We start from the raw sequence: 24167 nt of genomic DNA, 5'->3' as shown, positions 1-24167 counted from the left end.
CGGCCGGTTAATTTTTTCCGATTTCCTGCCCGCCGCTGACTGGGAATTGGAAATCTGAAATCGGCAATTATTATATCGTTGTTTTAATATTCAACTCCTTCAACTGTTTCTCATCAATAACACTCGGCGAATCGATCATCACATCTCTTCCGGAATTATTTTTCGGGAAGGCAATAAAATCGCGAATGGAATCTGCTCCGCCGAAAAGTGAACAGAGGCGATCAAATCCAAAAGCAATTCCTCCGTGCGGTGGTGCGCCGTATTCGAAAGCATTCATCAAAAATCCGAATTGTGATTGCGCTTCTTCCTTTGTAAATCCGAGCAGGTCGAACATTTTTGATTGTAATGTTTTATCGAAAATGCGAATGGAACCTCCGCCGACTTCCACCCCGTTAATGACCATGTCGTACGCATTCGCGCGCACACTTCCCGGATCACTTTCCAATTTCGAAATATCTTCCGGCAATGGAGAAGTGAACGGATGATGCATCGCGAAAAAACGTTTTTCTTCTTCGTTGTATTCGAGCAACGGAAAATCAACTACCCAAAGACAGGAAAATTTATTTTTATCACGTAATCCCAATCGTGTTCCCATTTCGAGGCGCAATTCAGAAAGAGCTTTGCGCGTTTTATCTTTTCCTCCCGCCATCAACAAAATCAGATCGCCTTTTTCCGCATGGAAAGCGCTCATCCATTTTTTCAAATCTTCTTCATTGTAGAATTTATCAACGGAAGATTTTATGGTGCCGTCCTCATTGCATCGCGCATAAATTAATCCAGTTGCGCCAATCTGCGGACGTTTTACAAATTCGGTGAGTTCATCGAGTTGTTTGCGCGTATAATTCGCACAACCTTTTGCGCAAATTCCCACCACCAATTCCGCGTCATCAAAAACCTTGAAATTTTTCCCTTTCACAATTTCATTCATCTCCACAAATTTCATTTCGAAACGCGTATCCGGTTTATCGTTGCCATAATATTTTGCAGCGTCGGCATAACTCATGTGCGGCAATTTTCCAATGTCAACTTCTTTTATTTTTTTGAAAAGATGGCGCACCATTCCTTCGAAAGTTTCGAGCACATCTGCACGCTCCACGAAACTCATTTCACAATCAATCTGCGTGAATTCCGGCTGACGATCGGCACGAAGATCTTCATCACGAAAACATTTTACGATCTGATAGTAGCGGTCGAAGCCAGCCACCATCAGAAGTTGTTTAAATGTCTGCGGCGATTGCGGCAACGCATAAAATTGACCGGGATTCATTCTCGAAGGAACTACAAAATCGCGCGCACCTTCGGGAGTGGATTTGATGAGCACCGGTGTTTCCACTTCTATAAAATTTTGCGCATTGAGAAATGTTCTTGTTTCCTGCGCCACATGATGACGGAGAAATAAATTTTCTCTCACCGGATTTCTGCGCAGATCGAGATAACGGAATTTCATCCGCAGATCGTCGCCGCCATCGGTTTCGTCTTCAATGGTGAAAGGAGGAGTTTTTGCTGCATTCAGAATTTTTATTTCATTCGCCACAATTTCAATATCACCGGTTGCTATTTTCGGATTTTTATTTTCACGCTCGCGCACAGCGCCCCTCACGCACACCACATATTCGCGCCCGAGCTTACGCGCCTGTTCGCAGAGATCCGAATTCGAATTCATGTTGAATGCGAGTTGCGTAATTCCATAACGATCGCGGAGATCGATGAAGGTGAGTCCGCCGAAATCGCGCGAGGTTTGTATCCAGCCGCAGAGTGTGGTATTTTTTCCGGCGTCGGAGATGCGTAATTCGCCGCATGTGTGAGTGCGTAGCATTGAAAATGAATTGGAGAGCGAAAATAGGGAAAAGTTAGTGGTTATTGGTTAATGTTTATTGGGCTTTTGAATTCAGAATCCGTGTACTCTTTGAGCAAAATCAGTTCACCTTTTCAAGTGAGGAATATTGCCACAGATTGCGCAGATTCGCACTGATTTTTTTCAGTCATACAGTTGCAAGCCGAACAAATTACAAGTGATGAAGAGAATAAAATGTGATGGAGTTGCGTTCCTGAAATTTCTACCTCGTAAATTCCACCTGGTCGAGATAGGTTGCATCTTCTCCTTTGGGAATTGTTTTCAGCTGGATCAGATTATCATTCTTGTACAGTGCGGTGATCTTTGCCGCAGGAGTGCCGGAATAAAAAACGGTATCGTGGCGGCACTCATACATTCCTTTTGAAAAATCCATGGCTTCGAGATCGCCAACGCGCGCGCCTTCGTTGTGCACCCACACACGCGAAGTGATGTAAGGAACATCAACTGTGGAGGAGCAGGACGCAAGAAAAAAAACAGTGCAGGAGAAAATGAAAAAACGCATTTTCAAATATAGTTGAACCTTTCTTTAAAAACGCATTTCCCGAATGAAAAATTATGTGCTGCTACTTCACACGATAAAATTCGAGCGTTTGTCCAATCCATTCGAAAAGATAATATCCTTTCACGGTTAATTTATCCGGCCCGGCCATCCACACCACGGAATCAAAAGTATGGCCTGTATTTGAATCGTAAATTTTTCCGTTTATCCATCGATCCTCTTCTGCGCTATAGGTGAGTCCGCTCAGCACCTGGAGTCCGAGAACTTTACGATTTCTCAGAGTAGAATCCGGATTTTCTGTGTCGGTGCATTTGTCCATCGGCGCTTTGTATCCATGATCATCAAACCAGGTGATCTTCGCACGGAATTCTCCATTCTCCTTGTACACGTGAACTTTCAGGTTATTTTCTACCGTCATCCAATCGCCGAGAATCGCATCCGGATTTCCTCCTGTGTTGAAAGAGGCGAGAAGCGGAAAGATTGCGATGGCAAGAACTGTAACTATCGTTTTCATCCGGTAATTTTTTTAAATATACGTATGCAATTTTCATTTGACTGCGAATGGCATCACATTTAACATTATTAAGCGAATAATGATGAACAACAAACTCCTTCTATATTCGTAGAATGGAACTGAGTATTTTTTCCGATGATCATTGGGGCGAATGCATTTTACCACTGTTTTCATTTATTGCTGAATGATCGCAGTCCACGCGATAGTCGGTTGACAACCGAAAAAATACAGTTATTATTATCCCCGTAAATCATCAGTTAAACTGATAGATTACGGGGATTTTTATTACCTTTGTTTTTATGATCACGAGAGCTATTGAAGCGTATGTGGAAAAACTCCGGAAGCAATTTCCGGCTGTTGCACTATTGGGGCCACGGCAATGCGGCAAGACCACCATCGCGAAAAACATCAAACAGAAGATGGGAGATAAAGCTATTTACTTCGACCTGGAAAGCCCGGCTGACAACCGGAAGCTGGAAGACCCGGAATTATTTCTGCTGAACACTTCGGCCCGGCTCATTATTCTCGATGAGATTCAGCGCAGGCCGGAACTATTTGCCATACTGCGATCGGTTATCGACCGCAAGCGTACCAATGGCAGGTTTCTTATTCTTGGTTCTGCGACGCCGGAACTGGTAGCAGGTGCATCGGAATCGCTTGCGGGCAGGATCTATTATCTCGACGCGCATCCCTTCTCATTACCCGAGATACGTGATCACCGCAATGCCCCGAAGCACTGGTTCCGTGGTGGATTTCCCGGCGCGTTTCTTGCGCGTGGTGAAGATGAATTTCATAATTGGATGACGACTTTTACGCGAACATTCATCGAGCGTGATCTCAACCAATTGTTCGGTACATCATTTTCTACGCAGGTTATGTCGCGGCTGTGGCGGATGATCGCACATGCGCACGGGCAACTGTGGAATGCAAACTCATTTGCAAAAGGGCTTGACATCAGTCCGACCACCGTGAACAGGTATGTGGATCACCTCGAGGGCGCTTACATCGTGCGGCGCCTGCATCCTTATTATTTCAATTCCAGAAAACGTCTCACGAAGAGTCCGAAGATTTATATTCGCGACAGCGGCATCCTGCATTTTCTGGCGGGCATCACCGATCAGGACATACTGCATCAGCATCCTATCGTGGGACATTCATGGGAAGGTTATGTGATCGAAGAAATTTGCCGGAAGCTGGGAAGCAATATGATGCCGTACTTTTACAGAACACATGACGGAGGAGAGATTGATCTCGTACTCGTGAAAGGAATAAAACCCGTAGCGTGCATTGAAATCAAGTACAGTTCATCTCCATCGAAAACAAAAAGCATGACCGAAGGCATCAAGGATCTGCGCACCACGCACAATTTCATCATCATTCCCGGAAACGATGCAACGTGGAAAATGAGTGAGCGTGTTCTTGTCTGCAACCTGCAGGAATTTCTCGACCGTTACCTGCCCGCACTGATGAAATAAATTATCCCCGTAATGTATCATTCAAACTGATATATTACGGGGATAATAAAATTACATAAATTCAACTTTTCCCTATGGAACTCTCCGTTTTTTCCGATGATCATTATATGCGCGAGGCCTTGAAAGAAGCGCAGAAAGCTTTTGATGCGGATGAAGTTCCCGTTGGTGCCGTCGTGGTTTGTGAAGGAAGAATCATTGCGCGCGCGCATAATCTCACCGAACGGTTGACCGATGTAACTGCGCATGCCGAGATGCAGGCGATAACTGCTGCGGCAAATTTTATCGGCGGAAAATATCTCGATGAGTGTACGATCTATGTTACGCTCGAGCCCTGCGTGATGTGCGCGGGTGCGCTCCAATGGTCGCAGGTGAAAAAAATTGTTTTCGGTGCGCGCGATCCTAAAAGAGGTTATCTCCGGCTTGAAAAAAATATTCTGCATCCGAAAACCGAAGTGGTAAGCGGTTTGCTCGAAGAAGAAAGTTCTCAATTACTGAAAACATTTTTCCAGAAGAAAAGAGAGTGATGAAAAAGAATCTTGCCCCTCTTTTCTTTTTTCTTCTTTGCGGGATGATGAACGCTCATCCCATGGCGATCAGTTTCAATGAGATGATCAAACAATCGAAAACGATCTGCATCGCGAAATTCCTTGATGAATATAATTATGAATCTTTAGCATACAACATCGGAGTGGAAGAAGTGCTGAAGGGAAAACAGGATACCGGGAAATTATCAGTTACAAAAGCATACGGAACACCCCAATTGAAAAAAGGTGAGCGCTTCATCGCATTCATCAATGAAAGCGGCGCACTCGAATGGGGCGGAACAGCGGACGATCCTGAAAAAGATCTGATTCAACTGCAAGGTTATTATGATTACAATGCGTACTTCGTTTCGCCCGGCGGATTGACATTAGTACAACTGAAACAATATCTCGCTGAAAATAAATTCACAGGAGAACTGAATGCCGATCTTGAATTTTTCGATTACGAAAAACAAGTCTTCGAAAAATCACAGACTTCTTTTCATTGCACATTCACGTATGATGATTCGGATAAAGAAACGTACGATTTGAAATCGACCGGGCTTACGGTAGTAGATTTCAAAGGCAAACCTGAATTCAGTTATGATGGAAGCGGAATTCAGATCTCGTATGAAGAGAATATGGTCCGGCCGCTGCAGTTTGATGGGATAGTTGATTCTATAGGAAGTGGCGGTCATTATTTTCATTGTCAGGTTTCGGTGAGCGAACCGGAAAATCTGGACATGAAAATGTTTTACGAATATGTTGCGCATCCGGAATATGGACCCTTGTGGTATGAGCTTCAAGTCACATTAGAAGACAGCACAAAATACACGATCGTCGAAGACATAGAAATGGGAAGGATCGGTTACATCATTTACGGGAAAGATTCCATTGAATGCAATGCTGGTGGCGGACCGTCGAGAACTGACACCTCCTATTATATTTTTGGTGGTTATGATGATCCGCTGATCCGCATCAGTCTCGACTGCTTACCACAGAACGATCCGCGCTTCAAGGATTATACAGGAGAAAGTGATCTCTATCTTATTCCCGCGCTTCGAATGACAAATTACACGGGAAGATTCTACGTACGTGAAAAAAATGGTTTGATGTTCAAGGGGAATTGTACGATCTCGCTGAAGGCAATTCATTTCGGGAAGAATGAAAACTGGAAAGGAAAGTGATTTCCTGGTTAATCCACGATCAAAAATCTATAATCAAAATTTATGATCGCACCACCGCTCCCAATTTCTCCGAATACATTTTCGTCAGCTTCTCCATGATCTTTTCTATCTGTCCATCGGTGAGCGTTGCACTTTCATCCTGCAGAATAAAACTCACTGCATACGATTTTTTATCGGCCCCTATTTTTTCTCCTTCGTACACATCGAACAGATTCACTTCACGCAAAAGAATTTTTTCTGTCTGCCAGGCGATCTCTTCTATTTCACCGTAAGAAACTTTTTTGTCAATGACCAATGCGAGATCCCTGCGCACAGAAGGGAATTTGGGCACCTCGGTAAAATGAATGGGTTTGGCGGAAGCAACGAGAGAAAGAACTGCATCCCAGTCAAAATCGGCGTACCACACTTCGCCGGCAACGTCGAGCGCTTTAGTGACAGACTGCGCAACTTTTCCGAAACGAGCTACTTCCTTTTTGCGGACAACAACCGACATCGCTTCAGAAAACTCCGGCGCATCAATGGAAGAATATTTTCCATCATTAAATCCAAGACAATCCAAAACAGATCGTACTCCGGATTTCAGATCAAAAAAATCTGCTTGCTCACTTTTTACATTCCAGCTTTCGACAGATTTTTTTCCGGTAATGAAAATCGAAAGTCGCTGTAATTCGAGGTATGGCCATTGTATTTTGGAATCCGGATTTTCGATTTTCGATTTTTCAGCTACCTTCCTCCTATAGATTTTTCCGGATTCAAAAAGGCGCAGATCGGAATTTTTTCTTTTCTGGTTGTAGGCGATCGTTTCAAGTCCGCCGAATAAAAGCGACCGACGGAGAATGCCAAGATCTGAACTCAGCGGGTTGAGAATGGTTACGTGCTGTTCTTTATTTGTGGACAACAGATCATAGTACGCTGCTTTTGTCAATGAATTATTCAGAATTTCCAGAAATCCATTCGCAGCGAGATGTTCTGCAACTCTATCATTTATTTTTTCCGGATCGGGTTTCGGTGCAAAGGAAAGTGACGCACGCAGAAAATCGGGGAATGGAATGTTGTTGTAGCCATAAATGCGCAGCACTTCTTCCACCACATCCGCATCGCGTGTCACATCTACTTTGAACGCGGGAACAGAAAGCAGCAAAGCATCTTTTCCTTCGGTAGAAATTTCGATGCCGAGTGCAAGAATTATTTTTTTCACAATGACATGATCGATCACTTTTCCAATGAGCATTTCACATTTTGAAAAGGTGAATGCTATTTCTTTCGGCTGCACTTTAACGGGATAACTATCGACCAGTGCTGAAGAAATATTTCCATCGGCCGTTTCCCCGAGGAGAAATGCAGCGCGCTGCAATGCGAAGATCGTCATCTCCGGATCGGTTCCTCTTTCAAACCGGAAAGAAGAATCTGTTTTCAGTGCATGAAGTTTTGATGTCTTACGGATGTGAACCGATTCGAAACACGCGCTCTCGAGAAAAATATTTTTAGTTTTTTCTGTCACGCCCGAATGAAGTCCGCCGAAAACGCCGGCCATGCACATTGGTTTTTCCGCATCACAGATCATGAGATCATTCGCCGATAATTTTCTTTCCACGCCATCGAGCGTAACAAATTTTGTTCCTGCTGCAACTTTCTGCACAATCACTTTTTTTCCTGCAATAGTATCCGCATCGAATGCGTGCAACGGTTGACCGAGTTCATGTAAAACATAATTCGTCACATCCACCACGTTGTTGATCGGGCGCACCCCTATTGCGCGCAGGCGGTTCTGCATCCAGTCGGGCGAAGCTTTCACTTCTATTCCTGAAATACAGATTCCCGAATAGCGAATGCAGGCATCCGGATTTTTCAGTTCGACAGAAATTTTTGAAGCGGGAAGATCTTCTGCAATATTTTCGGAAGAAGGAAGTTGTGGAGCTACATGTTCAGCGAACGGATCGTCCTGTAATTTTTTTGCAAGGATCGCCGCAGCAAGATCGCGTGCAACACCAAAATGAGAAGCTGCATCGGCACGATTGGGAGTGAGTCCGATCTCGAAAACAAAATCGGAAGCGACTCCGAAAAATTCTGCTGCAGGAGTTCCGGTTTTCGCTTTTGCATCGAGTACCAGTATTCCATCATGCGATTCGCCCAGCCCGATTTCATCTTCGGCGCAGATCATTCCTTCTGAGTTTTCTCCGCGGATCTTTGATTTTTTTATTTCGAAAGGTTCGCCATTCACCGGGTGAACCGTTGTTCCCACAGTTGCAACCACTACTTTTTGTCCGGCTTCCACATTCGGCGCACCACACACAATGGAAAGCAATTCATTTCCTCCCACATCCACTTTTGTCAATGAAAGTTTATCGGCATTCGGATGTTTTATTTTTTCTTTCACTTCACCGATCACAAGTCCTTTCAATCCACCCTTAATTGTTTCTGCTTCTTCCATACTTTCCACTTCGAGCCCGCAATTCGTAAGCAAAGCTGCGATCTCGTTCGGTGGAAGATCGGTGGTGATGTATTCTTTGAGCCAGTTGAGAGAAATTTTCATAGCAGAAAAATGAGAGGTAAAATTAGGAATTCCCTGCTTTGTAATCTGTATTTTCTAAATTTATAGTATGCAAAAATGGATCGGGTTTGTGTTCCCCCTTTTTTTATATGCAATTATTTCATCCTGCAACATGGAAAAACGCCTCTACCGCAATGGATGGTACATGGAAAACAGGAAGGAGAAAGATCATTCGGTCGCAGTGTTGAATTCAATTTCATTGGTGAAAACTTTTTCTGAAACTAAAATTAAACCGAAAGATAGTATTGAAAAAAAACAAACGATCGCGCCACAAATAAAACGGACCATCGATTCTGCACGTGTGCTCCAACGAATGCTGAGAGATACGGTGGTGAAGAAATTGTACAGCAATCCGAATGGACGCATGACTTACGATGAAGCGAAAGGGCGAATGACGAAGGAGGGATGCACACCGGATACGATGGCCGATGTCACTTACTATCTCGGTATTGCTTCCTGTGTGCTGGTGATCAGCGGAGGAGGATTCTTTTTCGCGATCATCACGCTGATCGTTGCTTTTTTTGCAAAGCGATCACTCATCAGGAAAAAGAGCGATTGCATTGAGGAAAATCTTGCGATCATCAACGACGGGAAACGCCTTGCATTACTGGCGTTGGTTGTATCCATCGGATTGTTAGTGATCAGTTTTCTTCTTTTTCTCGCTCTCCTGAGAGCATTTGGCTTCTGATCAATGAATAAATTCCGGTTATGAATTCACAACAATCTTTTTTTGAAAATTGAAACGGTACAAAATTTGCATGTTGTTATCCTGTACAATTAAAACTTAATTCTCATGAAATATTTTACACTCCTTTTTATTCCGGTTCTCTTTTTGTTTTCTTCCTGCAATATGGAAAAGCGCGTTTACCGCAACGGATGGTACAAGGAAAATCATCATGACGTTCACCAGTACTCCACAACTCTTGCCAGTACTACCGCGGATGAGAATTCGGCTGCAGTTGTATCTACTGGGATTCTGAAACCTGTGGCGCTCCAACAAAAAGATTCTGCACTTGTACTATCAAAAGATTCTTCCGCTGTAAAAGAAAAACTTACCGTTGCCTCTGTTTACAAGAGAGCGGAGAAAAAAATTACCGGCGATGATGATCCGAAGAAGAAAAAGATGACCTATGGTGAAGCGAAAAAATCGATGGCCGAAAAAGGATGCAAAGCCGACCCGCTTGTCACAACAGTTTACTGGATGGCGTGGGGATCGGTTGCTTCTGTATGGTTCGGTTTCGGGCTTCTGCTCTGCATCGCAACCTTAATTCTTTGCATTTTCGCTGACGATAATGCGGCGGCGAGCGGAAACTGTGCAGATGAGAATCTTGCCATTGTTGAAGATGCAAGACACATCTGCATTCTTACGCTGATATGGACACTCATTATTTTTGCTCTCGTGTTGCTGCTGGTTCTCGGCATAGTTGCTATCGCAGCAGCCAATGGGGCAATTTAACAGGTCAGGAAAATAAAACTGCGAGAGAAAATATTTATTCAGGTTCAAATATTTCAAGCTGAAGATTGTCAATAAAAACTGTTTTGCCATTTACATTCCACACGAAGGCATTGAGATAGTCGTCGCGGTGCAAAATAAATGTAGGTGTGTAATCGACGATTACGTGCGACCATGTTCCGGGTTTTGCCAAGGCAGTATCAATGGAAATTCCGCTGTAATTATAATCCTGTCCACGGTGGCCGTGTAAAGTAACAATGGTATTTATTTGGTCATTCACGAGGTCATATCCGGCAGGTAAAAAAATATCGTAACTGAAACGTGCGCGGAAATATCTGCAACTGGTGATCTCTTCTACCGGTTTGCTGAATGAGATGGAATAATTACTGCTGCTGTTCATCACCTCTGATCTTTTACCGGAAAAACCAAACGTATCGCAGACAAACCATTTCTTTTCACCGGTTGAATTATCAAAATCTTCGCGGAATACTATTTTCTTTTTGTAAAACTGCTCCGTTCCTTTCAGCGGTGGAAGAGCGCTGCAGTTTGTTTCCAGCAATTTTTTCCATTGGGGATCAACGGATGTCCGTGCGAAAACTTTCCAATAATATTTTTCCGACATGAATTCAGGATCAATGATGCCTGCATGCGCCTGCCAGCACTGGAATTGATTCAACACGACCAGAAAAAAAAGGATCGCCGCCGAAATTATTTTCCGGATGCGGGTGGCTGAAAAATCACGAATGAGAAATCCGAGTGGCAACGCCATGAGTCCGTATGATTGCACGAACGGCCGCTGACCGAAAGATCCGCCGTACCACCAGCATTCCCAGCTGGAGATGATCCATGCGTTGAGAATGAAAAAAAACAGGAGCGGAAAAAAATAGCTCCTGTTGCTCTTCCACATCCACAACAAACCTGCAATTGAGAATACCATAAGAGGTGTGTACAACAACCATCCTTTTTTGTAACTGAAAAATACTTCCATGACGAAAGGCCTTGTGAAATCAAATCCTTCGACGTGGTTGTAGGAAAACCAGTTTCCGGTGGTATATTTCCAGTAAAACAACTGCAACGACCCAACAGCTATCATGGAAATTATCAGCAACGCTACATGAATTATTTTCCGTGACAACAATTTAATTTTATCTTTCAGTGAACCCCATCCGTACACATTCCACAGTATGGGGATGGCCAGCCATACGATCTCAGAAGGGCGAATGATGGTAATTAAACCTGCATTCATCCCGATAAAAAGCGCTGTTCTCCAATGAGGATGCTCATGCCAGGAAATCGTAAGTAAAATTAAAAGCAGGTCGAGTGTAAAAAGATAATTATGCGTGAGTAAGCTATCTATTGTGGTATAATAAAAAAGATTCGTTCCCATCGCTATCAAAAACATAAGGAGTGCAGAAAAACGATCGGGAAAAAATTTCAGCAATAATTTCCGCAACAACCACATACCAAGAATAGAATACAGCAGCCCGGAAAAGATCATCGCCCATTGGTAGGGAGGAGAAAATCCATCCGGCGCATACGAGAATATTTTCGCACAACCGTGTCCCACAAGAAATGCAGGAAGATTGCAGATGGCTATTCCCATCGGGAAAACATTTACAAGCCGGTTTTTTTTCCCGGGAACTGCCTGGTAAAAAGAATTATTCCGCTGGTATTTTTTGTTGATGTGATCGAGCCATTCGCGATCTTCCAGGCCGGGGTCATGATGAATAACAATTGACGGAAGATAGAGGTAGTAACCCAGATTATCCCAGTCGAGCGCATACGAATCGCGGATGTAAAGTTCTTCTGCATTCACATGTTTCAACTTCGCGCCAACTGTGATAAAAGAAATAAGAATAAACGTGGCAAAAGAAAGACGCGACAGAAAAAATGATTTCATTACAATCAAAATTAGGTGAAATGATCGCGGTGGCAAAACTCAAATATCAAATCCAAAAATTAAATCTTTAAATCCGATTGATCTGTAATCTGCATTCTCTGTATTAATCCGTAATCCTCCCCCCGTTAAATTCCAAAATGTAAATTTCCCAAGTGACCTTCCTTCCTGTATATTTGCGGCTCACGATGAATAACGATTTCCGCAAACTCAATACCCGCATTGGCTGGGGAGTTTTTTTTCTTTCCGCAATTGTTTACCTCAAATGTATAGAGCCCACCGCCAGTTTCTGGGATTGCGGGGAATACATTGCCTGTTCACATGGAATTGAAACAGGGCATCCGCCGGGTGCGCCGCTCTTCCTGCTCATCGCAAAATTCTTTTCACTTTTCTCTTTTGGAAAAAAAGAACTCGTTGCGCCGCTCATCAACGGCATGAGTGCGATCGCGAGTGCGTTCACTATTTTATTTCTCTTCTGGAGCATTACGCATCTCGCAAAAAAAATAATGCTGAAGAGCGACGAAGATCGAGCTTCCAATAAAAAATGGATCGTTCTCATTGCCGGTATCATTGGCGCACTCTCCTACGCTTTCACCGATTCGTTCTGGTTCTCCGCGGAAGAAGGAGAAGTGTACGCACTCTCCTCTTTTTTTACGGCAATAGTTTTCTGGGCGATGCTCAAATGGGAAGAGCAGGCCGATGATTCGCATTCGAAGCGCTGGCTCATTTTCATTGCATACATGATCGGGCTCTCGGTGGGTGTTCACCTGCTGAATCTTCTTACGATCCCCGCTCTTGTTTTCATTTATTATTTCCGGCGTGCAGAAAAAATAAAAATCAGTCATCTTCTTGTTGTATCAGTGATCGCCGTGGTACTTCTCGGTTTTGTGCAGGATATGCTTATTCCGGGCGTCATCGATCTCGCAGGAAAAACAGAATTGCTGTTCGTGAATAAATTTCATTTCCGTTTTAACTCCGGTACTTATTTTTATTTTTCTTTTCTTGTTCTTTTCATTGGCGCGGGAATTTATCTCACACGAAGGAAAATATATTTCCCTTTCTTTATTCTTTTCGGCCTCACCGGAATTTCATTGGTGATGTACGGACTCTACCAGGCATTTTTTGCTCACGCGCCTTTGGCAGCAGTGATGAGAAACAGCACACTCGGACTCATCTCGCTCGCGTGCATTGTTCTCTCCACGGAAAAACAAGTGCATCGCCTGAACACGGTGTTCTGGTGTTTTGCGATGTTGCTCATTGGCTACAGTTCATTTTTTGTACTTGCAATACGCGCGCAGGCAGGAACGCCGATCAATGAGGATGCGCCGAAAAATTCTATTTCCATGCTTTCTTATCTCAACCGCGAACAATATGGCGACTGGCCGCTGATGTACGGGCCTTATTATAATTCTCCGCTCGATGCAAATCACCCCACTCTTGATGGTGATCCGACGTACGTGAGAAGTGATGCCGCAAAAAAATATATTGTGAGTAACACAAAAACAGGAACGGTTGAGAATTATGATTCGCGCGGCTGCACACTTTTTCCACGCATGTACAGTTCCGGCTATACCGAAGGATATAAATCATGGGTGAACATCAAAGGATATCCCGTGGAATTCAAAAGAAAATCGGGATCGACCGTTACTATTTCCATTCCGACGTTCGGGGAAAATTTCCAGTACTTCATCACGTACCAGTGCGGGTGGATGTATGCTCGTTACTTCGCGTGGAATTTCATTGGCAGGCAGAATGATCTTCTCGGTTACGGAAATGAATCGGAGGGAAATGTACTCACCGGTTTTCCAGTGCTGGATGACATGCGCCTCGGCGATCAGAAACTTATTCCCGATTTTCAGAAAAAAAATAAATCGAGAAATAAATATTTCGGAATTCCGCTGCTGCTCGGGATTTTCGGATTTTTCTGGCACCTGAAAAATTCGAAACGCGATACGCTCGTGATTACTTTGCTTTTTCTTTTCACCGGGCTCGCCATTGTCTTTTACCTAAACCAGACTCCGTGGCAACCGCGCGAGCGCGACTACGCCTACGTGGGATCCTTCTATGCATTTGCCGTGTGGATAGGATTCGGTTTTATTTCTTTCTATGAATTTTTCCTCACAAAACTCGCTGTGAAAACTTCACTTATCGCTGCAGTTGTGGTGAGCGCTTTATCGCCCATTATTCTTTTCACTCAGAATATAGATGATCATAACCGCTCGGGAAGAACTGTCGCTGTTGACCTCGCAACAAATTTTTTGAATTCCTGCGAGAAGAATGCGATCCTTTTCACTTACGCCGACAACGATACGTTTCCGCTCTGGTACGCGCAGGAAGTGCTGGGTGTGCGCAGAGATGTGCGCATTGTTTGTCTCAATCTTTTCCGGAGCGACTGGTACATTGACCAGATGAAACAGAAAAATTACACTTCAGACCCGCTGCCCATCACGCTTACGCACTGGCAATACCGCGAAGGCATGCTCGATTACCTGAATGTGTTCAATGATGTGACCGACACGATGGATCTGAATTACGTGGTGAATTTTCTGAAGAGCGATAAGTTCGATGACAAATACATCAGCAGTTCCGGTGATACGCTGAATTATATTGCAGGAAGAAATATGAGTTTAGCAGTGAATAAAAAAAATATACTGGCGAAAGACGCGCATTTCTCATTGGGAGAACAGGATATTGCTGATACGATCTACTTCCGTTTGCGTGGTGATTATCTTTCGAAAGATCAGACGATGATCCTCGACATTCTTGCGCACAACGACTGGAAACGTCCTGTTTATTTTGCAGTGAATATGCCGGTGAGCAGTTATGACGGGCTTGATGATTACCTGCGTCTCGAAGGAATGGCTTATCGTCTCGTTCCACAAAAAAATAAAAGAGAAAGCGGAAGTCTCCAGCAGCGGCCACAGGTTCTGCTCGACAAAAGTTATAACATGGTGATGAATGATTTCCGTTTCGGCGGATTGCGCGATCCGAAAGTACTCGGTGATGAAACGGTGTCCCGGATGTTCAGCGACCCGGTGAGAACATGTTGCGCACAACTTGCCACAGCGCTGCTCGAAGCAGGAGAAAAAAAGAAAGCGCTCGATGTGGTAAGGAAATGCACTACTGAAATTCCTGCGAACCAGTCGCCACCGGATAACAACTGGATAGAAATGATAAATGTTGCGTGGAAAGCCGGTGATGGAAAACTGGCGACCGATCTTTCGAGGGTTGTGTTTGAGCACTACTACGCCACTGTGCGCTGGTTTATGACCATGCCCCGCGAACAACAAAGCTTAGAGGAGATGAAAGAATATCTTTTCGCCGTTACAGAAATGGCATCGGAAGCAGGTAACGAACAACTCACGGAAGAATTCCTGAATAAAATGCAGACAGCAGGAATTGAATTGCCGGCGCAGGATACCACTCAATAGTACCAAATACGAAAATTCTACTAAAAGTTACGAAATGCGAATGCTTGGTAGTGGCTCCGTTTGCTCTTTTCCGATTCAACTTCGCGCCTTGGCGCCTTCGCGGTTCCTAAACCATTTTTTTATTAAACCGCAAAGGCGCTAAGAATTTTCAAACTGACCCACTACCGAATGCTTACTAAATTAGTAATCTTGGGATTTTCGCACCCTTTGGTATTTCGTAACTTTTAGTAGAATTTTCGTATTTGGTACTACTCCTAAGAAATTCTTCCCCAATTCACACCTGCTCCATATTCCTTCTGCAATTCATGCAACAACATTTTATTTTCCGGTTTGGAAAGTTTCGGATCGTCATTTAAAATTTCCTGCGCGGACGTGCGCGCGTGTCGGAGAATGTCGGCGTCTTTTGCAATGTCGGCGAGGCGCAAACCGAGTTGCCCGCTCTGCATGGTTCCATCAAGATCACCGGGGCCGCGCAACTGAAGATCCACTTCCGCAATTTCAAATCCGTCGTTCGTACGCACCATCGTATCCATCCGCAGTTTTGTATCGCGACTTAATTTATTTCCCGTCATGAGAATGCAGAAAGATTGTTCTGCTCCTCTTCCCACTCTTCCGCGCAACTGGTGCAACTGCGAAAGTCCGAATCGTTCGGCGCTCTCGATCACCATCACCGATGCATTCGGAACATTCACGCCAACTTCTATCACTGTAGTCGCCACCATAATCTGCGTTTCTCCTTTTACAAAACGCTGCATCTCGTGTTCTTTGTCTTTCGGTTTCTGTCGCCCGTGTACGATGCTCACGCGATACTGCGGGAGCGGGAACGCGCGCGAAATACTTTCATAACCATCGAAGAGATCTTTGTAATCGAGTTTTTCACTTTCTTCAATGAGCGGATATACCATGTAAACTTGTCTTCCTTTGTCAATTTCTTCTTTGAGAAAACCAAAAACACGAAGACGATGTGCATCGTAATAATGAACAGTGCGGATGGGTTTTCTTCCCGGCGGCATTTCGTTGATCACGGAAGAATCGAGATCACCGTAAAGCGTCATAGCAAGTGTGCGCGGAATGGGAGTGGCAGTCATTACGAGAATATGCGGAGGTTCGGAATTTTTCTTCCACAACTTAGAACGCTGCTCTACACCGAAACGATGTTGTTCGTCAATGACCACGAGCCCCAGATTTTTAAATTGCACTTCATCTTCAATGAGCGCGTGCGTACCCACGAGTATATGCATATCACCCGCGCGCAGGCGTGTGTGAAGAATTTTTCTTTCCGATTGTTTCGTGTTACCCGTAAGGAGCGCCACATTCACCGGCATGTCTTTCAGTAATTCTTTCAGTGTTGCAAAATGCTGGTTTGCCAGAATTTCTGTCGGTGCCATAAGACACGACTGAAAATTATTATCATTTGCAATGAGCATGCACATGAGTGCGACTACGGTTTTTCCGCTGCCCACATCACCTTGCAACAAACGATTCATTTGTTTTCCGCTTCCGAGATCAGCGCGGATTTCTTTGATCACTTTTTTCTGCGCGTTTGTCAATGGAAACGGAAGATACTTTGAGAAAAAAATATTGAACTGTTCTCCTACTTTTCCGAAATTAAATCCTCTTACATTTTCCTGCCGCAGCATTTTCACGCGGAGCAATTTCATTTGTATGAGCAGGAATTCTTCGAATTTTATTCTTGCAGTAGTACGTTTGAGTGATTGCGCGTCTGAAGGAAAATGGATCTGTCTGAGCGTTTCTTCACGGTTCAGCATTTTCAGTTTTGAAACCAATGATGCAGGAAGTGTTTCATTTATTTTTCCCTCCATCATGGGCACGAGTACTTTCATCAGCTTCATGAAATATTTCGAGTCCACACCTTTCAGCTTCGATCTTTCTGTGGAGGAATACATCGGCTGCAACGCTCCTGCTTCACCTATCTTCACATCGAGTGGAGTCGAGACGTCAGGGTGCGCAATATTTATTTTCCCTTTGTAAACCGACGGCCTTCCGAAGACGATGTATTCTTTTCCCGGAATAAATTTTCCCTGCAGCCATTTCAATCCCTGGAACCACACGAGTTCTACGGTGCCTGTTTTATCGGTGAATTGAGCAATCATTCGTTTCGAATTCTTAACACCCACAATTTCACAATGAAGAATTTGCCCGCGCAATTGTACAAACTGAAGATCGGCGTTGATCTCGGCAGCGGAATAAAATTTTGTGCGGTCCACATAGCGATACGGGTACCAGCGAAGCAGATCGCCGAACGTGTGGATGTCGAATTCTGTTTTCAGAACTTTCGCGCGCTCGGGGCCTACGCCTTTTAAATATTCTACGGGTGTATCGGAGAAGGAAGAAGTCACATCGCAAATGTACAATGTACAATGTACGATTTACGATTTTGATTCTTTAAATCCCAGTGTGAAGTAATTCGCTCATTACTTTTCCCAGCAGTCTAAATCGCATATCAAATTGCACTTCGTAAATCGTAAATTGTACATTTACAAAGTGAATCCTTACTCCCGTTTTAAAAATTGGATCATCGGCGATGCACTTGCGTCCACGCAGGATCCTTTCGAAAAAGTGCGGATAGATGTGTTGTTCAGTTTCGCTTTGTTTTTTTTCTTCGCGAATCTTCCGTACGTGATCATCACTTTTTCGATGTCGCTGTTTCATCTCTGCGTCGGGCTTTTCTCGAGTCTCGCTTTGCTTTGCGTGATCATGGTAATGCGGATCGGTAAAACGATAAAGCCGGCAACTATTCTATACGTTTCTGTTCACTCCTTCTTGAATATTTTTCATTTGACGATCAACAATGGCGACATCAACGGGCAGGGAATGTTGTTCATGATTCTGATTATTATTTTCAGTTTTCTCATGCTCGACAGAATGTGGGGCTGGATCTTTACCTGTTTCATAGGAACGCTTTTGACTGTTGGCGCTTACAATGTGAGCCACAACCATTCTCTTTTTTTAGTTCCGGAAAAATATCATGACCCGGTCGTAACGCAGGGAATGACTTTCCTCATTCTTCTCCCGCTGCTGATCAACGCTTATCTCGCTTCCAAATTCGTGAAAGCGAAACAGTCTGCGGAAAAACAAATTCATGATCAGAAGATACAACTCGAAGTGAATAATAAAATTCTTGCGCTGAAAAATGAAGATGTGCTCTCAAGTATCGCCTACGCAAAAAAAATTCAGTACGCCGTTCTTCCCAATGAAGAAAATATTTACCGGAGCATTCCGCTTTCGTTCATTGTTTATCATCCACGCGATATTGTGAGCGGCGATTTTTTCTGGTTCCACGAAATTGACCGCGACAATTATATTCTCGCCTGCGCCGACTGCACCGGCCACGGAGTTCCGGGCGCATTCATGACGGTGATCGGCAGCAACGCATTAACGCAAATTATTACGGAGAACAGAATTACTTCGCCTTCAGAAATCCTTTCACAACTTGACGATCGTGTTACTTCAACACTGAAACAGGAACGCTCGCATTACGGGCTCATCCAGGACGGAATGGATATTTCTCTGGTGAAAGTGAATAAAGCAAAAAAAGAATTTGTGTTCACCAGCGCGAAACGTCCGGCAATTTTCATTCATGAAAATGAGATGCGTGAATTGAAAGGAAGCAAAAATTCCATTGGTGGATTACGTTCAGAAAAAAAATCATTCCGGGAGATCACCGTTTCTTACGAAGAAGATGACATGCTTTACCTTTTTACCGATGGCGTTGTCGACCAGTTCGGCGGGCCTTCGAATAAAAAATTCACTTCGAAACGACTGAGAGAATTATTGATGAATGTTCATGCTCTCCCTGTTGCAGAACAAAAAACAAAGATCAGCGCCATTATTGAAGAATGGAAAAACAATAATGAACAAACAGATGATGTGTGTTTGATCGGAATTCGCTTCTGATAATTTTTCCACATCGGGGGATAACCCGTCATTTCTCTTCGACAACCTGCCTGTCATTGGAAAATTAATTAAACGAATGCGATTCGCATTACATAATTTTATCAGAACCAATTTCCTCCCACTATGAAAAAATTTACCCCATTTATTTTTGTCACTGTATTTGTACTCTCGTTGTGGTGCTGCAAAAATGAAATGCCGCTGAGATCGCACAACGCGGTGAATAACGGTTCCCCCATCCCGGATTACAATTATGACAAAAGCAGAACTTCCCCTCCGGAAAATTATTCGACAGGAAATTCTTCGGATAAAAAAACTTCGGCAGAGACTACGCCTTCTTCTTCGCCTCAAAAAAATATTTCTGCGGTAATAAAAGATCAGCCGTCAAAGAACATAGCAACTGCAAAAAAAGATCTGCTGAATATTTTTCACATCAGAAAAAATTCCGGTGACGGCAATGATGACGGAGCAGGAATCGCGATCGGTTTACTCATCCTGCTCATTGTACTCGGCCTGCTGCTCATCTGGCTCGTGGTGTATCTCATTGTTGCAAGCACATCGGCAGCAGCGAACAGCAGCAGTAATGGAAGTAACAGCAGCAGTAACGGCAGTAGTGGCAGCAGTAACGGCGGTGGAAGCAGCGGATGCTACATTGCGACGATGGTCTATGGAAGTTATGACGCCGAAGAAGTGATGGTGCTGCGTCGTTTCCGTGATGAAAAACTAAGCCGCACAAAAGCAGGGCGCACATTCATACAATGGTATTATTCCTGGTCGCCGCGATTCGTGGAAAAATATTCTCACCTGCGCTGGCTGCATCGCATGATCCGTTTCATTCTTGATCGCTTCGTTCAGTTGCTTTCAAAATGAAAAAAATAATTTTCGTTTCCGTAATATTTTTTCTCACGACTGTTCTTCATTCGCAGACCTGCGTTTCACTTCGCTATTTCGGTTTGACGATGCACCCGATGGGCGACAACACGGCTTCAATTCAACCGTATCGTTTGGATGATCGTGCGGTGTTCGTTGCCAACTTCGGCGGATTTGCTTCGGTGGATCATTATTTTTTTTACGACCAGCTTGCGATCACCGTGATGCAGGGGATTTTCACCGACTGCTCGGGCGGGCCTGCGGGCTTCACGCACATAGGCATACGTGGATTATTGCTCGACAAAGGCAAACATCGGATTCTTCTCGGTATCGGCCCCATGCTTTATTATCGCCGGGACTGGAATCGTTTCAGCGAATACCACGACACCGGTTTTTTCAGCAAATATCATTCGCACACATTCGGCGATGTGCAGTATAAAATTTTTCCGCTCGGTGGAGAATTTGCATGGCACTGGGAATTCAGCGATCACTTTGATCTCAACGCAGGATTCACACCCGGATTTCCACTCGCATTATCTTTTTCCGCAGGACTTACGTGGTGGCCACAGCGATTCGCAACGAAATACACGCAGCCGAAAATTCATTTGAGAAAAAAGAAAAAAAGCAAAGACCAGGGAATGAACATTTGATCATTGCACGTGATAGCGCAGCAAACGATCTTCGAAATGATAAGAAGGTGTGGAATAAAATAAAGTTCCGAGAATGAGGCCCACTCCCTGCGCATAATCCATGTTTATTACGCGATGCTGCATGTAAGAAATTGTTGTCTGCAAATTATAATAATCTGTTTTTGCATCGAGACATTGAAATGTTCCTGCTCCTGCAATGAGATCCTGTAATTGCGCAGGAACAGATGTCCTCACTTCCACGCTTCCCGGAATACTTCCGGTAGTATCAAAAACCGTATTGAAATAAGTGGTGGTGAAAATTCTTTGTCCAACTGAAGTGACAAGGTAGCCGCCCGAATCACGCACGCATTGTATGAACGGGTAATGTGCTAACCTTTCGTGAAAGACGTGATATGTATTTCCGTTGATGACCGAATCATTACTCACGTAGCTGCTGTCGAGTTGCGAATCTACCGACATCACATTTCCATTGGTGTCAACCTGGTAAACCTGGTACACCCAATAATTTCCGGGGGTGAATTTTGTATAATCGTCAATGGAATAATTTGCCTGAGTTGCTGTTGGGCCGGCAAGATGTTCCTTTTTGCAGGAGCTGAAAAGAACAAGAATTGCGAGAATGTAAATAAAACGTTTCATGCCGCAGTTTTTACAGGAGCAGAACGGCTCTTCAAATGATTTATTGCAGTAAATAAAAAATAATTTACATGCAACTATCGGCGTTATAATTGCATCTAATAAATAAACCAATCCACCATGAAATACTTTCAGATAAGAACGATTCTTTGCGCGATCGCAATTTTGTTCACCTTCTCATTATCAGCGGAAAATTTTTCGAACGCTAAGAATGACCCTGCAACGTGTCCCACATTCGGTTCTTCACACAAGAATGATCATTCCAAAGGAGCAGGTCACAAAAAGCAGAAGTCTAAAATCAAAAAAGGGAAAACCGCGAAGCATTGTGATGCATACTGAAGACTAATCTGTGCTTAATCAGTGTAAATCCGTGACAATATTTCCAATGAATAGTTGACCAGCTATAACGGCAGAATATTGCCACAGATTGCGCAGATTACGCACAGATTCCAGGGGAAATTATTATCACCTAAGTCTTCACTTATTCGACAAATCCCCGCATTTATCCATTCACTGTGTTTTATCATTTTCCGGCGGCGTAATTTTCATTCATGAAACGCTGGGGTATTCTTCTCTTTATTTTTCTGGTGGGTTGTATTGAAACACAACCTAAAATTCCATGCAGTTCCGAAGTGAAGAAAATAGATGTAGATTCTATTTTCCGTTCTGCTGCCTCTTTCAACACGGATTCGCTCCTCAGGAAAAACCAACAGGATTTTACCGCTCAGAAGTATGTGCTGCTGGACTCAATAAGTTATTGCAATGTAAAACTTATTCAGGATCCGGAGTACAATGGCAACATGATCAGCTTATGTTACTCCCTGGGCGATTCCATTCACACAATTCTAATCACAGATAGCCTGCCTGGATATATGTACGCCATCTACCCGGAAAAGATTGCACATATAAAAAAAATTCAACTCAATAATTTGGGTCGTGATGAGATCGTGATTTTTGTGAATGGATATTTTGAAAGGAACAACGGCGCCGATTTCAGGGGTGAAGAAGAAGACGATTATTATGTTTTTGATATGGATGAGAATAAAGTGATCTTCTCCGGAAGAAATGGAAAGGGTTATTTGGTGAATTCATTAGACACTGCAGGATCAGAAAATGATATTAATTACCAATGCAATTATAAAATTCATTTGATGGAGAACCAGATCGTGATCGACAGTCTTGAACAATCGGATGCGGCGGAAAGAGATCGATTGGATCACGAACCGGGAAAATATTTTTTCAGGAATGGAAAATTTGTGAGGGAGAAATAAAAATACCGTCCATTTCTGAACAGCATCTTTTGTTTCAGCAGCGGGTCCGTTTAATTTTCCCTTTGTGTACTGGTGCCATTGTGGCAAAAAAATAGCCACTAAGGGCACTAAGATTCACCGTTAAATTCTTAAAATGGTACACTACCCTCATCTTCGATAGATATCGAGGACTTATCTCACGCCTGCGAAGCCGGATTCTCCAACACCTTTTTCAACGTCTGCAAAAACGCAGAACCCGTTACACCATCCACCACACGATGATCACAACTCATTGTTACTTTCATAATTTTTCCGGCAACAATTTTTCCGTCTTTCACAACAGGAGTATCTTTTATTCCTCCCACTGCAAGAATGCAGGAATCGGGCGGATTGATGATCGCTGTGAATTCGTCAATGCCGAACATTCCGAGATTTGAAATTGTGAATGTATTTCCTTCCCAGTCGGTGGGTTGCAATTTTTTATCTTTTGCTTTCTGCGCAAAAACTTTCACTTCTGCGCCAATCTCCGCGTAAGATTTTTTATCGGCGTTGCGTACAACAGGAACGAGCAGTCCTTCTTCCACTGCAACAGCCACACCGATATTTATTTCATGATTGAAGCGGATGCGATCGCCGTACCACGATGAATTCACTTTGGGATGCGACTTCAGCGATTGTGCCACCGCACGAATGACCATATCATTAAAAGAAATTTTTGTTTCTCCTTTTGCATTTAATTTTTCACGCACACTCACCGCATTCATCATGTCAATTTCCATGGTGAGATAAAAATGCGGCGCAGAGAATTTACTTTCCGATAATCGTTTCGCAATTATTTTTCTCATTTGAGAAACGGGCTCATCCGTGTACTCTCCCGCTTTGTTCACAGAAATATCATATTCCATTACCGGCGGCATTTTCGACGGATTCCAGTAATCGATATCGCGTTTGATAACGCGGCCGTGATCGCCGCTGCCCTTTACATAAAAAATATCAATTCCTTTTTCGTCAGCCAGTTTTTTTGCAAGCGGCGATGCTATTATTCTGTTGCCATTTTCTTCTGAGTGAACGGTTATTTTTTTCGGGGCTTGTTTTGCAACTTCTTTTTTCGCAACAACAGTTTCGATTTTCTTTTCTGAAACTTTTTCTTCTTTCTTCTCGGGAACTTTATTTTTTTCAGCAGCAAGAATTGCATTCACATCTTCGCCCTTTTCTCCAATAATCGCAATGATCGCATCGACCGGGGCACCTTTTCCTTTTTCAATTCCGATATACAAAAGTGTTCCATTGAAAAAAGATTCAAATTCCATCGTCGCTTTATCGGTTTCAATCTCCGCTAAAATTTCTCCGCGCTTCACCGTGTCACCAACTTTTTTATTCCAATTCGCGACGACGCCTTCTGTCATGGTGTCGCTGAGTTTCGGCATTCTAATTACCTCTGCCATAAAATTAATTTTGAATTTTAA

Annotated in this window: 18 protein-coding genes; 9 read left to right on the top strand and 9 right to left on the bottom strand. The window is 43.6% G+C overall.

Annotated elements, in window-relative coordinates; genetic code table 11:
• Positions 1-70: 70 nt before the first annotated feature.
• The 3 genes from aspS to HY064_07750 all read right to left on the bottom strand — a co-directional run bounded on the left by aspS (position 71) and on the right by HY064_07750 (position 2868).
• Entirely contained in the window at positions 71-1816 is a 1746-nt protein-coding gene (gene aspS / locus HY064_07760) for an aspartate--tRNA ligase (GenBank protein ID MBI3510544.1), read from the bottom strand.
• A 241-nt stretch (positions 1817-2057) separates the two neighbouring features.
• Positions 2058-2357: a hypothetical protein gene (locus tag HY064_07755; GenBank protein ID MBI3510543.1), complete on the bottom strand. Its 300-nt coding sequence runs from the start codon at positions 2355-2357 to the stop codon at positions 2058-2060.
• Positions 2358-2418: 61 nt separating this feature from the next.
• Positions 2419-2868, bottom strand: coding sequence for a DUF2147 domain-containing protein (locus tag HY064_07750; GenBank protein MBI3510542.1), 450 nt, complete (start codon positions 2866-2868; stop codon positions 2419-2421).
• A gap of 299 nt (positions 2869-3167) precedes the next feature.
• Between HY064_07750 and HY064_07745 the strand changes: the two genes are divergently transcribed.
• The 3 genes from HY064_07745 (at position 3168) to HY064_07735 (ending at position 6051) form a co-directional block, all read left to right on the top strand.
• Positions 3168-4343 (top strand): ATP-binding protein, encoded by a 1176-nt coding sequence (locus tag HY064_07745; GenBank protein MBI3510541.1) that lies wholly within the window; start codon positions 3168-3170, stop codon positions 4341-4343.
• A 74-nt stretch (positions 4344-4417) separates the two neighbouring features.
• A complete protein-coding gene (locus tag HY064_07740; GenBank protein MBI3510540.1) occupies positions 4418-4867 on the top strand; it encodes a nucleoside deaminase in 450 nt (149 codons plus the stop codon).
• Complete coding sequence (locus tag HY064_07735) at positions 4867-6051, top strand: hypothetical protein (protein ID MBI3510539.1); 1185 nt, start codon at positions 4867-4869, stop codon at positions 6049-6051. The genes HY064_07740 and HY064_07735 overlap by 1 nt, the downstream gene beginning before the upstream one ends.
• 40 nt (positions 6052-6091) lie before the next feature.
• On the opposite strand, the gene HY064_07730 is transcribed toward HY064_07735, so the two are convergent.
• A complete protein-coding gene (locus HY064_07730) occupies positions 6092-8584 on the bottom strand; it encodes a phenylalanine--tRNA ligase subunit beta (protein MBI3510538.1) in 2493 nt (830 codons plus the stop codon).
• A 214-nt stretch (positions 8585-8798) separates the two neighbouring features.
• Positions 8799-9044: a hypothetical protein gene (locus HY064_07725; GenBank protein MBI3510537.1), complete on the bottom strand. Its 246-nt coding sequence runs from the start codon at positions 9042-9044 to the stop codon at positions 8799-8801.
• Between the two features lie 351 nt (positions 9045-9395).
• Here HY064_07725 and HY064_07720 point away from each other — a divergent pair, with 351 nt between their 5' ends.
• A complete protein-coding gene (locus tag HY064_07720) occupies positions 9396-10058 on the top strand; it encodes a hypothetical protein (GenBank protein MBI3510536.1) in 663 nt (220 codons plus the stop codon).
• A gap of 34 nt (positions 10059-10092) precedes the next feature.
• On the opposite strand, the gene HY064_07715 is transcribed toward HY064_07720, so the two are convergent.
• Positions 10093-11955 (bottom strand): hypothetical protein, encoded by a 1863-nt coding sequence (locus tag HY064_07715; GenBank protein ID MBI3510535.1) that lies wholly within the window; start codon positions 11953-11955, stop codon positions 10093-10095.
• A gap of 152 nt (positions 11956-12107) precedes the next feature.
• Between HY064_07715 and HY064_07710 the strand changes: the two genes are divergently transcribed.
• The gene (locus tag HY064_07710) at positions 12108-15383 is read left to right on the top strand and encodes a DUF2723 domain-containing protein (GenBank protein ID MBI3510534.1); all 3276 of its coding nucleotides are present in this window, start codon (positions 12108-12110) and stop codon (positions 15381-15383) included.
• 254 nt (positions 15384-15637) lie between these two features.
• On the opposite strand, the gene recG is transcribed toward HY064_07710, so the two are convergent.
• The gene (recG, locus tag HY064_07705) at positions 15638-17743 is read right to left on the bottom strand and encodes an ATP-dependent DNA helicase RecG (protein MBI3510533.1); all 2106 of its coding nucleotides are present in this window, start codon (positions 17741-17743) and stop codon (positions 15638-15640) included.
• Between the two features lie 145 nt (positions 17744-17888).
• Between recG and HY064_07700 the strand changes: the two genes are divergently transcribed.
• The 3 genes from HY064_07700 (at position 17889) to HY064_07690 (ending at position 20818) form a co-directional block, all read left to right on the top strand.
• On the top strand, positions 17889-19301 hold the full coding sequence (locus HY064_07700) for a SpoIIE family protein phosphatase (GenBank protein ID MBI3510532.1): 1413 nt from the start codon (positions 17889-17891) through the stop codon (positions 19299-19301).
• A 123-nt stretch (positions 19302-19424) separates the two neighbouring features.
• Positions 19425-20168: a hypothetical protein gene (locus HY064_07695; GenBank protein MBI3510531.1), complete on the top strand. Its 744-nt coding sequence runs from the start codon at positions 19425-19427 to the stop codon at positions 20166-20168.
• Positions 20165-20818 (top strand): hypothetical protein, encoded by a 654-nt coding sequence (locus HY064_07690; GenBank protein MBI3510530.1) that lies wholly within the window; start codon positions 20165-20167, stop codon positions 20816-20818. The genes HY064_07695 and HY064_07690 overlap by 4 nt, the downstream gene beginning before the upstream one ends.
• Here the strand turns inward: HY064_07690 and HY064_07685 are convergent, their stop codons facing one another.
• Complete coding sequence (locus HY064_07685) at positions 20819-21454, bottom strand: hypothetical protein (GenBank protein ID MBI3510529.1); 636 nt, start codon at positions 21452-21454, stop codon at positions 20819-20821. It abuts the gene before it with no gap.
• Positions 21455-22002: 548 nt separating this feature from the next.
• Between HY064_07685 and HY064_07680 the strand changes: the two genes are divergently transcribed.
• Positions 22003-22722 (top strand): hypothetical protein, encoded by a 720-nt coding sequence (locus HY064_07680; GenBank protein ID MBI3510528.1) that lies wholly within the window; start codon positions 22003-22005, stop codon positions 22720-22722.
• A 176-nt stretch (positions 22723-22898) separates the two neighbouring features.
• Here the strand turns inward: HY064_07680 and HY064_07675 are convergent, their stop codons facing one another.
• A complete protein-coding gene (locus HY064_07675) occupies positions 22899-24146 on the bottom strand; it encodes a pyruvate dehydrogenase complex dihydrolipoamide acetyltransferase (GenBank protein ID MBI3510527.1) in 1248 nt (415 codons plus the stop codon).
• Positions 24147-24167 lie beyond the last annotated feature (21 nt).

This window comes from Bacteroidota bacterium (assembly GCA_016194975.1).
GTDB lineage: Bacteria > Bacteroidota > Bacteroidia > Palsa-965 > Palsa-965.
Note: the sequence above shows the minus strand (reverse complement) of the source record. Positions and strands in the feature narration are given on the sequence as shown.

Excerpts from the sequence above, each read along its gene's own strand:
- aspS (MBI3510544.1), bottom strand. The coding sequence starts at position 1,816 with ATGCTACGCACTCACACATGCGGCGAATTACGCATCTCCGACGCCGGA.
- HY064_07755 (MBI3510543.1), bottom strand. The coding sequence starts at position 2,357 with ATGCGTTTTTTCATTTTCTCCTGCACTGTTTTTTTTCTTGCGTCCTGC.
- HY064_07750 (MBI3510542.1), bottom strand. The coding sequence starts at position 2,868 with ATGAAAACGATAGTTACAGTTCTTGCCATCGCAATCTTTCCGCTTCTC.
- HY064_07745 (MBI3510541.1), top strand. The coding sequence starts at position 3,168 with ATGATCACGAGAGCTATTGAAGCGTATGTGGAAAAACTCCGGAAGCAA.
- HY064_07740 (MBI3510540.1), top strand. The coding sequence starts at position 4,418 with ATGGAACTCTCCGTTTTTTCCGATGATCATTATATGCGCGAGGCCTTG.
- HY064_07735 (MBI3510539.1), top strand. The coding sequence starts at position 4,867 with ATGAAAAAGAATCTTGCCCCTCTTTTCTTTTTTCTTCTTTGCGGGATG.
- HY064_07730 (MBI3510538.1), bottom strand. The coding sequence starts at position 8,584 with ATGAAAATTTCTCTCAACTGGCTCAAAGAATACATCACCACCGATCTT.
- HY064_07720 (MBI3510536.1), top strand. The coding sequence starts at position 9,396 with ATGAAATATTTTACACTCCTTTTTATTCCGGTTCTCTTTTTGTTTTCT.
- HY064_07715 (MBI3510535.1), bottom strand. The coding sequence starts at position 11,955 with ATGAAATCATTTTTTCTGTCGCGTCTTTCTTTTGCCACGTTTATTCTT.
- HY064_07695 (MBI3510531.1), top strand. The coding sequence starts at position 19,425 with ATGAAAAAATTTACCCCATTTATTTTTGTCACTGTATTTGTACTCTCG.
- HY064_07690 (MBI3510530.1), top strand. The coding sequence starts at position 20,165 with ATGAAAAAAATAATTTTCGTTTCCGTAATATTTTTTCTCACGACTGTT.
- HY064_07685 (MBI3510529.1), bottom strand. The coding sequence starts at position 21,454 with ATGAAACGTTTTATTTACATTCTCGCAATTCTTGTTCTTTTCAGCTCC.
- HY064_07680 (MBI3510528.1), top strand. The coding sequence starts at position 22,003 with ATGAAACGCTGGGGTATTCTTCTCTTTATTTTTCTGGTGGGTTGTATT.
- HY064_07675 (MBI3510527.1), bottom strand. The coding sequence starts at position 24,146 with ATGGCAGAGGTAATTAGAATGCCGAAACTCAGCGACACCATGACAGAA.